The organism is Amycolatopsis rifamycinica, from assembly GCF_000695625.1.
Taxonomy (GTDB): Bacteria; Actinomycetota; Actinomycetes; order Mycobacteriales; family Pseudonocardiaceae; genus Amycolatopsis; species Amycolatopsis rifamycinica.
In genome coordinates, this window is the sequence record NZ_JMQI01000074.1 from 31208 (window position 1) to 45368 (window position 14161).

16 protein-coding genes are annotated in these 14161 nt (G+C 71.9%); 9 read left to right on the plus strand and 7 right to left on the minus strand.

What is annotated here, in order from left to right:
* Positions 1–35: 35 nt before the first annotated feature.
* The 6 genes from surE (at position 36) to DV20_RS36105 (ending at position 5687) form a co-directional block, all read left to right on the plus strand.
* A complete protein-coding gene (gene surE, locus DV20_RS36080; RefSeq protein ID WP_043787834.1) occupies positions 36–1013 on the plus strand; it encodes a 5'/3'-nucleotidase SurE in 978 nt (325 codons plus the stop codon).
* A gap of 162 nt (positions 1014–1175) precedes the next feature.
* Complete coding sequence (gene fadD8 / locus DV20_RS36085) at positions 1176–2777, plus strand: fatty-acid--CoA ligase FadD8 (protein WP_235191089.1); 1602 nt, start codon at positions 1176–1178, stop codon at positions 2775–2777.
* Positions 2778–2865: 88 nt separating this feature from the next.
* Positions 2866–3255 carry a nuclear transport factor 2 family protein gene (locus DV20_RS36090; protein ID WP_043787837.1) on the plus strand — a complete coding sequence of 130 codons (390 nt, stop codon included), beginning with the start codon at positions 2866–2868 and terminating at the stop codon, positions 3253–3255.
* 6 nt (positions 3256–3261) lie between these two features.
* A complete protein-coding gene (locus DV20_RS36095; RefSeq protein WP_043787839.1) occupies positions 3262–3819 on the plus strand; it encodes a PadR family transcriptional regulator in 558 nt (185 codons plus the stop codon).
* A 253-nt stretch (positions 3820–4072) separates the two neighbouring features.
* The gene (locus DV20_RS36100) at positions 4073–5266 is read left to right on the plus strand and encodes a hypothetical protein (protein ID WP_043787840.1); all 1194 of its coding nucleotides are present in this window, start codon (positions 4073–4075) and stop codon (positions 5264–5266) included.
* A gap of 160 nt (positions 5267–5426) precedes the next feature.
* Positions 5427–5687 carry a GlsB/YeaQ/YmgE family stress response membrane protein gene (locus DV20_RS36105; protein WP_043787841.1) on the plus strand — a complete coding sequence of 87 codons (261 nt, stop codon included), beginning with the start codon at positions 5427–5429 and terminating at the stop codon, positions 5685–5687.
* Positions 5688–5731: 44 nt separating this feature from the next.
* Here DV20_RS36105 and DV20_RS36110 read toward each other — a convergent pair whose 3' ends face one another.
* Entirely contained in the window at positions 5732–6826 is a 1095-nt protein-coding gene (locus tag DV20_RS36110; RefSeq protein WP_043787842.1) for a S1 family peptidase, read from the minus strand.
* A gap of 770 nt (positions 6827–7596) precedes the next feature.
* Between DV20_RS36110 and DV20_RS36115 the strand changes: the two genes are divergently transcribed.
* Together DV20_RS36115 and DV20_RS36120 are read left to right on the plus strand one after the other, a co-directional pair.
* Positions 7597–7878, plus strand: coding sequence for a hypothetical protein (locus DV20_RS36115; RefSeq protein WP_043787843.1), 282 nt, complete (start codon positions 7597–7599; stop codon positions 7876–7878).
* Positions 7879–7959: 81 nt separating this feature from the next.
* Entirely contained in the window at positions 7960–8370 is a 411-nt protein-coding gene (locus DV20_RS36120; RefSeq protein WP_043787844.1) for an ATP-binding protein, read from the plus strand.
* Positions 8371–8421: 51 nt separating this feature from the next.
* On the opposite strand, the gene DV20_RS36125 is transcribed toward DV20_RS36120, so the two are convergent.
* The 5 genes from DV20_RS36125 to DV20_RS36145 all read right to left on the minus strand — a co-directional run bounded on the left by DV20_RS36125 (position 8422) and on the right by DV20_RS36145 (position 11394).
* The gene (locus tag DV20_RS36125; RefSeq protein WP_043787845.1) at positions 8422–9039 is read right to left on the minus strand and encodes a hypothetical protein; all 618 of its coding nucleotides are present in this window, start codon (positions 9037–9039) and stop codon (positions 8422–8424) included.
* Positions 9036–10163, minus strand: a complete 1128-nt coding sequence (locus tag DV20_RS36130) for a hypothetical protein (protein WP_043787846.1) — start codon at positions 10161–10163, stop codon at positions 9036–9038. The genes DV20_RS36125 and DV20_RS36130 overlap by 4 nt, the downstream gene beginning before the upstream one ends.
* Positions 10160–10495, minus strand: a complete 336-nt coding sequence (locus DV20_RS36135) for a hypothetical protein (protein WP_043787848.1) — start codon at positions 10493–10495, stop codon at positions 10160–10162. The genes DV20_RS36130 and DV20_RS36135 overlap by 4 nt, the downstream gene beginning before the upstream one ends.
* 11 nt (positions 10496–10506) lie before the next feature.
* On the minus strand, positions 10507–11004 hold the full coding sequence (locus tag DV20_RS36140) for a YbaB/EbfC family nucleoid-associated protein (RefSeq protein WP_043787849.1): 498 nt from the start codon (positions 11002–11004) through the stop codon (positions 10507–10509).
* An 87-nt stretch (positions 11005–11091) separates the two neighbouring features.
* A complete protein-coding gene (locus DV20_RS36145; protein WP_043787850.1) occupies positions 11092–11394 on the minus strand; it encodes a DUF1905 domain-containing protein in 303 nt (100 codons plus the stop codon).
* A 147-nt stretch (positions 11395–11541) separates the two neighbouring features.
* Here DV20_RS36145 and DV20_RS36150 point away from each other — a divergent pair, with 147 nt between their 5' ends.
* A complete protein-coding gene (locus DV20_RS36150) occupies positions 11542–13194 on the plus strand; it encodes a glutamate--tRNA ligase (protein ID WP_043787851.1) in 1653 nt (550 codons plus the stop codon).
* 21 nt (positions 13195–13215) lie between these two features.
* Here the strand turns inward: DV20_RS36150 and DV20_RS36155 are convergent, their stop codons facing one another.
* Entirely contained in the window at positions 13216–13602 is a 387-nt protein-coding gene (locus DV20_RS36155) for a hypothetical protein (RefSeq protein WP_043787852.1), read from the minus strand.
* Between the last annotated feature and the right edge of the window lie 559 nt (positions 13603–14161).

A 14161-nucleotide genomic window follows, 5' to 3' on the forward strand; every position in this document is an offset into this window, starting at 1 on the left:
TGGCCCTCCGATTCCGAACAGATGAGGAGGTGGCGATGCGGTTCAAGGCTGTGCGCGTCGCGGTCGCGGCGGCGGTGGCCCTGTCGCTGGCCGCGCCCGCCCAGGCGAGCCCGCGGCCCGATCACCCGGTTTCGCTGGGGGGCAAGAAGGTGCTGCTGGTCAACGACGACTCGGTGCAGGCGGCGAAGCCCGACGGCTCGGACGGGCGCGGCATCTACGTGCTCCGGCGGGCCCTGTGCCGGGCCGGCGCCGACGTGGCGATCGTCGGCCCGTGGGCGTCCCAGGGCGCGAAGAGCCGGTCGACGGCGGGCTCCCCCGCGGCGTCCGTGGCCCCGCCCCTGGCGGTGCCGGCCGAATTCGCCGCGGACTGCGCGGACGCGCCGGGGCACGGGCTGGTACTGGGCGCGTGCCAGGGCGGCACCCCGTGCGGCCCGGGCAGCCCGTCGATCACGCCGGCGGACGTGGCCGAGCTCGCGCTGACCGGCGTCCTGCCGCAGCGGCTCGGCTGGACCACGGGCCCGGACCTGGTCGTTTCCGGGGTGAACGCGGGCCCGAACACCGACGTCTCGATCAACCTGTCCGGCACGGTCGGCGCCGCCACGGCGGCGGTCGAGCGGGGCATCCCGACGGTGGCGGTCAGCGCCGGGACGCGCGTGGCACCCCCGCCGTCGACGGAGACGTACACGGCCGCGGCCGACGCCGTTGTCCGGCTGCTCTCCTCGCCCCGGGTGTGGACGTTCGCGCGGGACATGGTGCTGGTGAACGTCAACCAGCCGGACGTCACGCCGGGCTCCGGACCGTCGCCGGTGCGCTGGACGAAGGTCGGCCGGGTGGCCCAGGGCTGGGTGACGTACGTGCCGTCGGGCGACGTGACGTACCAGCTGTCGTACAACCCGGTGACGCCCGCGCCGGAGTTCGAGGCCGACAGCGACACGAAGGCCCTGTTCGACGGGTACCTGAGCGTGTCGGCGGTCGCGGTGAACCGCGGCTACCCCGCCTCGCCGCCCAGGTAGGGCGCCGGTCGTGAGTGGTCAAGCGGGTGAGCACCCGCTTCACCACTCACGACGTCCCGGCACGGAACTCACTGAAACCTGTTCCACCACGCGACCCACCTGACAAACCCTTCCCATCCGCCGTATCGTGTCGAGAACAGTAACGTGTTCTAGTCTTGCGCCGTGGAAGGGACCGGGATGGACGAGCAGGCGATGCGGTATCCGAACCACCTCGGCCACCTGGTCGTCTCCGCCCTGAAACGCCACCGGGACAAGCCGGTCATGGTGCTGGGCGAGACCACGATGACCGGGGGCCGGACCGCCGAGCAGGTCAGCCAGTACGCGCAGGCCTTCGAGGCGCTCGGCGCCGGCACGGGCGCGCCCGTCGCGCTGCTGTCGCTGAACCGGCCGGAAGTCCTGCTCATCATCGCCGCCGGCCAGCTGCAGGGGTCGCGGCGCACCGCGCTGCACCCGCTCGGCTCGCTCGACGACCACGCCTACATCCTCGGCGACGCCGGGATCACCACGCTCGTCATCGACCCCGTGCCCGCCTTCGTCGACCGCGCCCTCGGCCTGCTCGAGAAGGTCTCCGGCCTGACCCAGGTGCTCACCATCGGCCCGGTGCCCGAGCGGCTGGCCCACGTCGGCAAGGACCTGACCGCGGCCGCCGCGACGTTCGACCCGCGGCCGCTCGTGCCCGCCGCGCTGCCGCCGGACCAGGTCGTCTCGATCACCTACACCGGCGGGACGACCGGCAAGCCCAAGGGTGTCATGGGCACCGCGCAGGCGATGACCACGATGACGCAGATCCAGCTGGCCGAATGGGAGTGGCCCGAGGCGCCGAAGTTCCTGATCTGCACCCCGCTTTCGCACGCCGGCGCGGCCTTCTTCGCCCCGACGCTGCTCAAGGGCGGCTCGCTGATCGTGGTCCCGAAGTTCGACCCCGCCGAAGTCCTGCGGATCGTCGAAGAGCAGCGGATCACCGCGACCATGCTGGTGCCCACCATGCTCTACGCGCTGATGGACCACCCCGACTCGCGCACGCGGGACCTCTCTTCGCTGCAGACGGTGTACTACGGGGCGGCGTCGATCAACCCGGTGCGCCTGCGCGAGGCGATCGACCGGTTCGGCCCGATCTTCGCCCAGTACTACGGCCAGTCCGAAGCGCCGATGGCGATCAGCTACCTCGCCAAGGGCGACCACGACGACGCGCGGCTGGCCTCCTGCGGCCGCCCGTCGGCCTTCCTGCGCACGGCGCTGCTCGGCCCGGACGGCACCCCGGTGGCCCCGGGCGAGCCGGGCGAGATCTGCGTGGCCGGCCCGCTGCTCGCCGGCGGCTACTGGAACCTGCCGGAGATCACCGCCGAGACCTTCCGCGACGGCTGGCTGCACACCGGCGACGTCGCCCGCGAAGACGAGGACGGCTTCTGGTTCATCGTCGACCGGGTCAAGGACATGATCGTCACCGGCGGGTTCAACGTGTTCCCCCGCGAGGTCGAGGACGTCGTCGCCGAGCACCCGGCGGTCGCCCAGGTCGGGGTGATCGGCACGCCGGACGAGAAGTGGGGCGAGGCGGTGACGGCGGTCGTGGTCCTGCGCGAGGACGCGGACGGCGACCTCGGGAAGCTCACCGCCGAGATCCAGGCGGCGGTGCGCGAGCGCAAGGGCCCGGTGCACGTGCCCAAGCAGGTGATCGTGGCGGAGTCGCTGCCGATGACCGGCCTCGGCAAGCCGGACAAGAAGGCGCTGCGCGCCCGGTACGAGCCGCGCAGCGCCGACGTGTAGGTCGTTATACGGCGACTGGGGTCACCGGCCGGGATCCGAGGAGGTACGCTAGCCGATATAGTCAACAAATTGAGTAGGGCAGGTGGGCATGAGCAGCTTCCGCAAGGCCGTCGAGGCACGCGATCCCGACGCCATGGCCGCGACGCTGGCGGAGAACGTCGTGTTCCGCAGCCCGGTGGCGTTCCGGCCGTACCCCGGCAAGGCGATCACCGCCGCGATCCTGCGCGGCGTGCTGCGGGTGTTCGAGGACTTCCGGTACGTCCGCGAGCTCACCGGCGGCGAAGGCCGGGACCACGCCCTCGTCTTCGAGGCCCGGATCGGGGACGTGCGGATCGAGGGCTGCGACTTCCTGCACCTCGACGAAGCCGGCCTGATCGACGAGTTCACCGTGATGGTCCGGCCGCTGTCCGCGGCGCAGGCCCTCGCCGAGGCGATGGCGGCGCAGTTCGACCGGATTCAGCGCGAAGCAGTCAACTAGTTGAGTATGGCACTGCGCCACGCGCTGATGGCGGCGCTGCTCGAAGGCGAGGCGTCGGGCTACGACCTGGCGAAGGGGTTCGACGCCTCGGTGGCGAACTTCTGGGCGGCCACCCCGCAGCAGCTCTACCGGGAACTCGACCGCATGGCGGCCGACGGTCTGGTGCGCGCCCGGGTGGTCCACCAGGAGCGGCGGCCGGACAAGCGGCTGTTCTCCCTCACCGAGGCCGGGCACCGGGCGCTGCACGGCTTCACGGCCCGCCCGCCCCGCCCGGGCGTGATCCGCGACGAGCTGCTGGTGCAGGTCCAGGCCGTGGACGCGGGCGACGAGGCGGCGGTCCGGCGCGCACTGGCCGAGCGGATGGCCCGGGCGGAAACCAAGATCGCCGGCTACGAACGGCTGCGCGCCCGGCTGCTGGACGGCCGCTTCGAAGACGACTACCTCGCCGAAGCCGAGCGGGTCGGCCCGTACCTGACGCTGATGCGGGGACTGTCGTTCGAGCGGGAGAACCTGCGGTGGTGCGAGCAGTCGCTGAAGGTGCTCGACCGGCGGGCGGCGCGGTGACCGGCCGGCTCAGCCCGGCGTCGCGATCGCCGTCCTGGGCCGGTTCACCGAGCCGAGCCCGGTGGAGACGTGTCCGATGTGGACTTTCACGGGTGGATCCACCGGACGCCGGGGCCGACCGTCCTCAGTGGACCCGGCCCCTCAGTGCGACAGCCCCGAAACGGTATTTGTACGCCTCTTGTACGGGCAGGCCCGACGATCGGCGGCATCACCAGCCCGGCGACCAGTCCGGGCGCCGACCACCGAGGTTCCGATGTCACTGCACCACCGCATCGCGCAGGCCGTGCTGGCCGCCGGCGTGCTGGCGGGCCTGGCGGCCGCACCGGCGTCCGCCGCCGCGGCCGCGCCGTCGACCCTGCCCGCCGACCAATACACCCTGACCGCCAACTACAACCAGTTCGACGCGGTGAACAGCGCCCTGGTGTCGAAACTCGGCACCGCGGCCGTCCACACCGTGATGGAGAACGCGAACCACGACCGCACCGCCCTGCCGTCGTCGTTCTCCGTCGCCGGGCTCTCGACCGGGTTCCGGTTCGACAGCGGCGACAACTCCGACTGCACCAACTACCCGCAGGGCATCACCACCAGCCGCGACGCCGTGGGGACCGCCAACGGCGGCAACTACGACGGGCACCAGCTCGTCGCGGTCAGCTGGTACACCAAGGACAGCTGTGACGGCGGCCAGGAACGCAGCCGGATCACCCTGGTCGACTGGGACGCCGACTACCCGAACGCCTACCGCAAGATCCTCCTGGTCGAGCCGACCGGGACCGCGGACGCACCGGACTTCAAGGACATCCCGATCCACGTCGGCGGCATGTCCTGGTACGGCGACTACCTGTACGTCGCCGACACCGGGAAGGGCATGCGCGTGTTCGACATGCGCAAGATCCTGAAGACCAGCAGCGGCGGCACCGCCGACCAGATCGGCCAGCAGAGCGGCAGCACGTACTACGCCCACAACTACGCCTACGTCCTGCCGCAGGTCGGCACGATCTCCTCGAAGACGACATCGGGCACGAACCTCGCGTGGTCGTCGATCTCCCTCGACCGCGTCAGCAAGTCGATCGTGATGACCGAGTACACCTGCTCGTCCGGCTGCACGGACTACCCGAACCGGGCGCCGCGGGCGATCCGCTACCCGTTCGCCTCCTCCGGCGTCTTCGCCGCCACGACCACGGCGAGCCAGGCGTTGCAGCTGCCCTGGTACAAGCTCAACGGCGTGGCTTCGCACAACGGCCGCTGGTGGTTCCAGTCGTCGGGCCAGAAGCAGCTCTACTACTGGAAGCCCGCGGCCGCCGCGCAGACCTTCGCCTGGGTCAGCGGTGGCGAGAGCATTTCCTACTGGGAGGACGACACCGCGGCCGACCTGCTGTGGTCGCTGCAGGAAGGCGCGGGCAACCGCAACGTCTTCGCGGTCACCCAGGCCACCTACGGCGGCGGCTGAGCCGGCCGGAACACGCGAAAGGCCCGTCCGGGACGATTCCCCCGGGCGGGCTTTCCCGTTCGGCCGGCAAGATCGGGTTCGCGTCGGCGTGGCTCGGCGCTCCCGGGGCCGGTGCCTGCCATCCTGTGCCCGCAAGAGGTAGCGGACGAGAGGACACCCCGTGGGCATCATCGCCTGGATCGTGCTGGGTCTCATCGCCGGGGTGATCGCGAAAGCCCTCATGCCCGGCAAGGACCCGGGCGGCTGCATCATCACGATCCTGCTGGGCATCGCCGGCGCGTTCGTCGGCGGCTGGGTGGGCAAGACGCTGTTCCACACCGAACTCGGCACGTTCTTCGACCTGCGCACCTGGGGCCTGGCCATCCTGGGCGCCCTGATCATCCTGGCCGGCTACCGGCTGATCTTCCACCGCCGCGACTGACGCACCGGTGGGGGCACCGGCGTGGCGCCCCCACCGGCGTCGCTTCAGTTGAGGGTGACGCCGTACGCGCTCAGCGCCTCGCCGACGGGCTGGAAGTAGGAGCTCCCACCGCCCATGCCGGAGGTGATGCCCAGGCCGACGCTGCCGGCGAACAGGCAGCCGCCGGAGTCACCGGGGTTGACCAGCGCGTTGGTCTGGATCAGCTGGTACACCGAGCCTTCGGCGTAGTTCACCGTCACGTTGGTCCGCTGCACCGACCCCGAGGTGAGGTGGGTGGTGCTGCCGCTCTTGCTGATCCGCTGCCCGACGGTCGCGGTGCCGGCGGAGGTGATCCGCTGGGTGGAGCCGTTCCACAGGGTGACCGCACCCGGCGCGCTCCCGGTGGTGTTGCGGATCAGGCCGTAGTCGTTGGTGGGGAAGCTGGCACCCTGCGACGGCCCGACGTTCCACTGGGAAACGGCGCGGGTGCAGTGCCCGGCGTCGATGAGGTAGTTCTGGCCGCCGCGGTTGGTGTTGAAGCCGGCCGAGCAGCGCGTGCCGCCGCCGGTGATGGCTTCGCCGTTGTAGATCGCGGTGTGCATCTCCCCGGCGACGCGCTCCACGCGAACCCGGTCACCGAGCGACCCGGCCGCCTTCAGCAGCGCTTCGGTGCCCTTGGCGGCGCCGGCGACGGTCAGCACGACCTGGTTGGCCTTCGGGTCGAGCCCGATCGAGGTGTGCGCCACCGCGGGCAGCGCCTGCAGGGCGTCCTGCGCGCTCGCCAGCGCGGCACTGGAGTGCTTGACCAGCCGCGCCTGCGCACCGGCCCGGACGGCCTGCTCGGCGGCGGCCTGGTCCAGCACGTTGACGACGGGCTTGGCGGCGGCATCGAGGTAGCCGTCGGCGGCGCGCGACCCGAGGGAAGCGGTGACGCGCTGCAGGGTGTCGACACTGGCTGCCTGCGTACGCAGCAGCGCAACGGCGGCGGACTCGCTGATCCCGGCTTCCGCGGCGAGGGAAGCGACGGCTTCCCGCTGCACGGCGGCGGAGTAGCCGTCGATGGCGGTGGCACCGGCGGAGACGGGCGTGAGGAAGCCGATGACCGCGGCGGCGGCCACGAGGGTGGTGGCGGAGCGGTGTCCCGGGAACGTTCTGCGCATGCCGGTGACTCCCTTTCGCGATCGAGGAGGGGCCGGCGCCGGGGTGACCGCGCCGGAGTGAGCCGGCGCGGGGCCGGCACCGGTGATCCGGTGCGTCCGAGGGTGATCCCGCGGCCGGGCGGGACGGTACCGACTTTCGTCGGACAGGACGAAAGATAGGTACCGGGCAATTCGCCCAGTGGCGTTTTGCGCACAGCAACCCGGTTGTGCGGGTTTGGGTCTTGTGGCGCGGGTTCGGTTCGGCGGCGCACTCCGGGTCGTCCGGCCGCAACGGCGCACTCCGGGTTCGTGAGTTCGGTTCGGCGGCGCACTTCGGGTTCGTGAGTCCGGTTCGGCCGCGGCACCACCGCCGGACCCGCGATACCCCGTCGACCCGACATCACTTCGGCGTGCGCCCTGCTCCCCCGCAGCGACCGGCCGATTCGGCGGGCAACCGGCTTTCGGTCGCCGAAACCGTTGCCCATCAACGCGAACGGCCCACCTGGCGAGTCGCCGCGCCTCCCGCCGCCCGCGGGGGCGCCCCCCGGTTCCAGCGTATCGGTGACCACCGACAAAACCGGCGCGTCACTGCGTGCTGCTCCGGCGTACGAGTGGTTCCCCCGCCACCGGCCTTCCCGCGGCGTAGCGTTCGGAGCACGGACACGGCGTGCTCTCTCCCCCCTCGGAGCGCGCCGTGCCCGCCAGCGGAGATGGTGGGACACCGCGGTTTTCGAACTGATGTGAACGAGAATCGGCTGTTCGCCCGAAGGTGTTCGCCGCTTCGCGTGTCTATGCTGGACGGCGGCCTGACTTTCGGTTCCGGGAAGACGCGCGACATGAACGACCAGCGGCAGGTGCTCGTCCGGGCGGAGTCCCGGCACGTCTGCGTCTCCGACGTCGACGGCGGGCGGGAGACACTCACCTATCCGGGCGTCACGCTCACGCGCGTCATCGCCGGCATCCCGGACGAAGGCCTCTGGCTCCCGATGGGCGAGCGTCCCAGCGAGGTCGACGACGAAGCTCTCATCGCGGCCCTGCGCGCGGCCTTCCTCTGGCGCATCGGGCTGCCCTAGCGAGCTCGGCCGAACGAACGCCCGCCGGATGAGTATCGGCCGCGTCACCGGGTAGGCCCTCCGCAAAGGAGGAGTCGCACGGTGCGAGTGAACTGGGGAACGGCACAAGAGCCGGGGTGGCAGGTGCTGGACGTCGCCGGGGCGGATCCCGCGGGGCTGGCCTCCGCGCGCCGGTGGGCCGCGGCCAAGCTGGCCGCGCTCGCCGAGACCGACCGGGTCGACGCCGTCATCGTGGTCGGGGAGCTGCTGGAGAACGCCTACGTCCACGCCACCGGCCCCAGCCAGCTGCGGCTCCACCTCACCCGCGACCCGTGCGTGGTCACCGTGGCCGTCGCCGACACCGGGCGCGGCGAACCGCGGCAGCGGGCGCCGGGCCGCTCCGGCGGCCGGGGCCTGCTGCTCGTCGACGAGCTCGCCCTCGACTGGGGCGTGAGCCACCACGACGACGGCAAGGTCGTGTGGGCGCGCCTCCCGTGCGAGGACTCGCGGTGATGTCCAGGCCCCCGGGTCAACCGGCGAGCCACCCTCCCCCGGACATCACCACTAACGGCCGTTCCAGTGGACGACGTCCGGGAACTCGACGAACTTCCGCAGGTGCTGCTGCTCGGTGCGGCCCTGCACGGGCAGCCGGAAGACCGAGCCGTCCGGCCAGGTCAGCGTGCTCTTGCGGAAGCTGAGCTCCGGCGCCTGCGGCTTGCGCGCCTCCCAGACGATCCTCGGCGGCGGCGCGTCGCCCGGGTCGGTGGCGGTCGGCCCGGTGTCCACCACCGCCAGGCACGACGGCGAGCACGCGAACCACGCGCCCCCCACGGAGCGCAGCCGGTCGGCCAGGTCGAGCGCCATCGCGTTCTCCGGGCCCGACACGCCGATCGTCCGCCGGAACGGCAGACCCGGCCGTTCGCCGTGAGCCAGGGCGAACACGGCGAACACCGCGGCGCCGATCCCCCGCAGGACGTTCCAGAAGAACCGCCGGACGAGCCGCTTCCCCTGGACGGTGCCGTCCTCGCGGCGGCCGGGGACGTCGTAGCCGACGTCGGTGTCGCCGAAGTGCAGCACGATGACCGGCTCGTGCCACCGGTCCCGCAGCAGCGCCTCGACCCGCTCGCGGTGCCCGGGCCGGACCCGGGTCTCCTGCGCCCAGTTCTCGATGCGCTCGCTCAAATGTCCAGGTCCCCGCGCGTCTGCTCCGGGCTCCGGTCGCCGCCGATCTCGCTCTTGTCGAACCACGGCTCGTCCCCCTCCGGCGTGACGGCTTCCTTGCCTTCGGCGAAGGCGCCCTTGCCCGCCCCGATGCCGGCCTTCACGCCCGCGCCGGCGAGGAACGGCTTGACGCCGGCCGAGGTGCCGAACATCGTCGTCAGCGCCCGGTTGCTCGGCTGCCAGCCCTGGGCGACCGCGCCGAAGCCGAACTTCGTCTCACCCGGCATCACGCCGATGCGCAGCTTGCGGGCGAACACCTCGAGCTTCCCCGAGTACCGGACCAGGAACTCCATGAACTTGTCGAGCAGCTTGCCGAACTTGCCGAGGTAGCGCGTCACCTTCTGCAGCACGCTCGCGGCCTTGGCGATCGAGGCGGTCATCGCGGCCGCGACCGAGCCGCCGAAGCTGATCACCGACGCGGCCAGCGCGGGCAGCCACAGGGTGATCAGCCAGGACACCAGCTCGGTGATGATCCCCTTGATCACCTCTTCGATGACCACCATGACCATCGACCACATCTGCAGCACCTCGGCGACCGAACCGGCGGCCGAGCCGATGCCGCGGATGCCGGAGGAGAAGTCGCCGAGCGCTTCCTTCGCCGCGTTGCCGGCGTCGTCCACCCACTCGGCCAGCGCCGTGTCGCCCGTGCGCTCGAAGTCCTCGGCGAGCGCGACGAAGCCCTGCGCGATGGTGACGAAGTTCTCCGAGGCGTGCCCGATGGCCGGGCCGTCGCCGGTCACCTGGTGCAGGGCGTCCTGGAGGGGCTGGACCAGTTCGAGCAGCATGTTGAGGCCGTGGCTGACCAGCCAGCCGATCGGGTCCATGGCGAAGGTGACCATGTCGCCGGCCGCGGCGCCGACGAACGCCGCGCCGTCACCCACCAGCGCCGCCCCCGCGGACGCCAGCTCGGCCGGGCCGTCGGCCTCCGCGGCCTGCCGGGCGTGCTCGCCGATCTTCTTGCCCGCCTTGTAGGCGGTGCCGGCCACCGGCACGTACCCGGCCGCGCGGTCGAGGTTGGCGCCCATGCTCTCGTCGTAGGCCCCGACGTCCAGCGCGTCGGCGATGCTCTTCTTCGGCTCGGTCATCGGTCCTGCCCGATCGCGTCGATTTCCGCCTCGTACCGGCCGAAGGTGACCTTCCCGGCGTCTTCGGCGCCCTGGTACATCTCGGCGGCCTTGGTCAGCTTGGTGGTGAACCCGTCCACGCCGTCCTTCAGATCGGTCAGCAGCGAGCGCAGTTCGGCGAGGCGGTCGGTGTAGCCCTGCTTGGCGAAGAGGCCGACCAGCCCCCACGCCTCGTTCGTGACGTCGGCCGCGTCGATCTTGGCGCTGAACTTGTCCGCTTCCTGCTCGTAGTACGGCAGCTGCTTGGCGTAGGCGGAGATCGCGCCGATGTTCGTCTGAATTCCGTCTGGCATCGCGGGTTTCCCTAGGATCGGCGGAGGATGGGGCCCTGGTCGAAGTCGTCGTCGTCATCCCCGGCGACGGGCCGGCGGACGGGCCGCGACGGCTGCCGCGGCTGTGCCTCCGACGCGGGTTCGGCCGCCGCGGTTCCGAACGCTTCCGCCTGGGCTTCGCGCACCTGCGCCGAGACGTCGACGCCGAACGCGTCGCCGAAGGCCTCGTCCACGATGCCGGCCTGCTGCTGCGCGGCCCCGGCCGCCGCCCGGCGGATGGTGTCCATGATCGTCGCGGCCAGCTGCCCGGCCTCCACGCGGGTGGCCCCGGCGGTGAGCCGCAGGTCGGTGATGGTCCCGCCGGCGCCCGCGGTGACGGTCACGGTCCCGTCCGGCGAGGTGACGGTGGTCGTCAGCCGGGCGATCCGCTCCTGCATGTCGCCGACGCCGGCGAAGCGGGCCTCCGCCTGCCGCACCTTGCTCTGGAAGTTCTGGAACTGGGCGATCAGCTCGTCCATCTGGGCGGACATCGTGTCTCCCTCGGTGCGTCTCGGGCCGTTGCCCGCATCATGGCAGATCGGTTCCGCCGCCGATCGTGTTTCGCGCCGATCGCGCGATCAGAAGTCGACCAGCTCCACGGTCACGGTGCGGGTGTCGCCCACCTCGAGGCCTTCGGCGGCCCGGACGGCCCGCTTGAGCGGCAGCACGTAGGCCTCGCGCGAACCGTCCGGGAAGATCGAGGTCTTCCAGCTCGTGGCCCCGATCGTCACCCGGACGCGCACCGAGCCGAAGCCCCGCCGCGGCCCGGCGGCGAGCTCGCGGATGTCCGCCGACGCGTCGGCGGGCAGGCTGACGAAGACCCAGCTGTCGGTGCGCCGGGCGTCCCATTCCCAGAGTTCGGCCTCGAAGACGATGATCACGCCCGCAGTGTCACACGGGGCACCGACGGTTTCCGGCCCAGCGCCACCTGCCCGGACGGGCCGGCGGGCCGCACGGCTAGGCTCTTCGTCGGCGAAAACGACCACCTTCGCCGACGAAAGCGCACCACGACGCGGGGAGAACACCCAATGCTGGACCGAGCGGTCATCGACGCCCTCTTCCCTGCCGACCTGCCCGAACCCGAGCACTGGGAGCAGCAGTACCCCGCCCGCGACCTCCCCGAAGGCGCGCTGGTCACGCGCCTGGGCCCGTCGCCGACCGGGTTCGTGCACCTCGGCGGCATCTACGTCGGCCTCATCGACCAGGACGTCGCCCGGCGCTCCGGCGGCCGGTACCTCGTCCGCGTCGAGGACACCGACCAGTCCCGGGAGGTCGAAGGCGCCCTCGAGCAGTTCGAACGCGGCTTCCGCTACTTCGGGCTCGCCGCCGACGAGGACATCGACCGCGGCGGCGGCTACGGCCCCTACCAGCAGTCGGCCCGGGAGCGGATCTACCTCACCTACGTCCGCGAGCTCCTCCGCCAGGGCAAGGCCTACCTCGACTTCGCCACCAAGGAAGAGCTCGCCGCCATCACCCAGCGGCAGCAGGCCACCAAGCTGCCCACCGGCTACTACGGCAGCTGGGCGATCTGGCGCGACGCCGACCCGGCCGACGTGCGGGCCAAGCTGGACGCCGGCGCCCCGTACGTCGTGCGGTTCCGCGCCCCGGACGACACCGGCGCGCGCGCCCGCTTCACCGACGCGATCCGCGGGCCGCTGGAGGCCGAGGCCAACCGCAACGACGTCGTCATCCTCAAGAGCTCCGACCAGAGCCCGCGGCTGCCCACCTACCACTTCGCGCACGCCGTCGACGACCACCTGATGCGGGTCAACCTGGTGATCCGCGGCGACGAGTGGATCTCGTCGGTGCCGGTGCACCAGCAGCTGTTCGCCGCGCTCGGCTTCGAGCCGGTCACCTACGCGCACATCGCGCCGCTGATGAAGCAGGAGGGCGGCAGCAAGCGCAAGCTGTCCAAGCGCAAGGACCCGGAAGCGTCGGTCGACTTCTACATCGAGGCCGGCTACCCCGCCGAAGCCGTCCTGTACTACCTGCGCGGCCTCGCCAACGGCCGGCTCGCCGAAATGCCGCTCGAGCAGGCGCTGACCGAGCCGATCAACCTCGACGAGTGCGGGGTCGCCGGACCGCTGGTGGACCTGGTCAAGCTCGACGACATCGCCGCCGACCACATCGCGACCCTCTCCGGCGCGACGATCCTCGAGGCCGTCCGCACCTGGGCCGAGCGGTTCGACCCCGAACTGCGCCGGGTCCTCGACGAGGAGCCGGACCTGGCCCTGCGGGCGCTGGCCGTGGAGCGCGAAGGCGCCGAGAACCCGCGCAAGGACCTGAAGAAGTGGAGCGAGTTCCGCGCGGTCTACGGGTTCTTCTTCCCCCAGCTCCACGCGGCCGTCACCGGGCCCGACGACGAGCGCATCGCCGCCCTCGGCGTCGACCCCGCGGTCGTGCGGGCCGTGGCCCGGGACTTCGCCGCGGACTACCGCCAGCTCGACGACGGCCAGGAGTGGTTCGACCAGATCCGCGCGGTCGCGGCCAAGCACGGCTTCGCCCGCAACGCCAAGGAGTTCAAGAAGAACCCCGAGGGCTTCCCCGGCTCCATCCGCGAGGCCTCGCAGATCATCCGCATCGCCCTCACCGGGTCGACGCGCAGTCCCGACCTGCACGCGATCACGCAGGCGCTGGGCCAGGAGGAAGTCCTCGGCCGGATCGCCGCGCTGACCAAGTAGCGCCCGCGGGCTCCGGCGGCGTCAGGCGCCGCCGGAGCTTTCGTCGTTCTCGAAGGGCTGGAAGCCGAAGCGCACCACGCTCGCCGGCTGGTTCCGGCCCCCGCTGTCGGCCACGGCGGTGATCAGGCCGGCCGCGTCTTCGCCGTCCAGCCGGGCCAGGAGACGGGCCAGCGCTTCCGGCGCCCCCACCGGTTCCGCCGGCGTCTGGATCAGCGTGCGGTGGAGGATCCCGACGTCCCAGCCGTCCGCGCGGCCACTGCCCGCCGGCGACCGGATGGTCGCGTCGAGCAGCCAGCGCGGCGGTTTCCCGGTGAGCGCCGGTGTCGCGTGCGCCGTCAAGCCGACGACCTGGTCGGCGCGGAGCAGGCCATCACTGAGTGTCGCGAGCCAGACCTTGGTCAACCCCATGGATCAACGGATAACACCCGGCGGGCGCGACCGCAATCACTCGGGCTGGTCCGGTTCCGGTTCTTCCGTCATCGGGCAGTCCGAACGCGCCGGGGAGCAGAACCGCCCACACGACCTTCCCGCCGGCCCACGACCGGCGGCGCACCGGGTGGTCCAGCGTCGCCGCCGCGGACCCCAGGTCGGCGCGGACCGGACGTAGCGGTCGACCACGTGGCGGGCCCGCAGCGCCGGTCCGCCTGGCGACCAGGGAGAACACGCTGACCAGCCCGCTGATGTCGGCCACGAGGCCCTCCGGCGCGTCCGTGGCGATCTTGAGGAGGCCGTCGCGCAACGTCGGGTACGAGGCGGGGTTCAGCGTCCACCTCCCTTCTCACCTGACGGTCGTGGAGCCCGGCCGCCGAATGGACGAGGGCGCCACGGTCACCGTCGGCGGCGACCGGCGAAAATCCACCGCACCGCCCGGCGGCCCGGCACGGGATCCCTCGTGCCGCGGATCCACCCGGCGACCAGCGGACCGTTGTTCCCGCGGGCATGAGATGCTCGACCACGCAGGCAGGCC

Coding starts and splice junctions, on each gene's coding strand:
- surE (WP_043787834.1), top strand. CDS start 36: ATGCGGTTCAAGGCTGTGCGCGTCGCGGTCGCGGCGGCGGTGGCCCTG.
- DV20_RS36090 (WP_043787837.1), top strand. CDS start 2,866: ATGAGCAGCTTCCGCAAGGCCGTCGAGGCACGCGATCCCGACGCCATG.
- DV20_RS36095 (WP_043787839.1), top strand. CDS start 3,262: ATGGCACTGCGCCACGCGCTGATGGCGGCGCTGCTCGAAGGCGAGGCG.
- DV20_RS36100 (WP_043787840.1), top strand. CDS start 4,073: ATGTCACTGCACCACCGCATCGCGCAGGCCGTGCTGGCCGCCGGCGTG.
- DV20_RS36110 (WP_043787842.1), bottom strand. CDS start 6,826: ATGCGCAGAACGTTCCCGGGACACCGCTCCGCCACCACCCTCGTGGCC.
- DV20_RS36115 (WP_043787843.1), top strand. CDS start 7,597: ATGCTGGACGGCGGCCTGACTTTCGGTTCCGGGAAGACGCGCGACATG.
- DV20_RS36130 (WP_043787846.1), bottom strand. CDS start 10,163: ATGACCGAGCCGAAGAAGAGCATCGCCGACGCGCTGGACGTCGGGGCC.
- DV20_RS36135 (WP_043787848.1), bottom strand. CDS start 10,495: ATGCCAGACGGAATTCAGACGAACATCGGCGCGATCTCCGCCTACGCC.
- DV20_RS36140 (WP_043787849.1), bottom strand. CDS start 11,004: ATGTCCGCCCAGATGGACGAGCTGATCGCCCAGTTCCAGAACTTCCAG.
- DV20_RS36150 (WP_043787851.1), top strand. CDS start 11,542: ATGCTGGACCGAGCGGTCATCGACGCCCTCTTCCCTGCCGACCTGCCC.
- DV20_RS36155 (WP_043787852.1), bottom strand. CDS start 13,602: ATGGGGTTGACCAAGGTCTGGCTCGCGACACTCAGTGATGGCCTGCTC.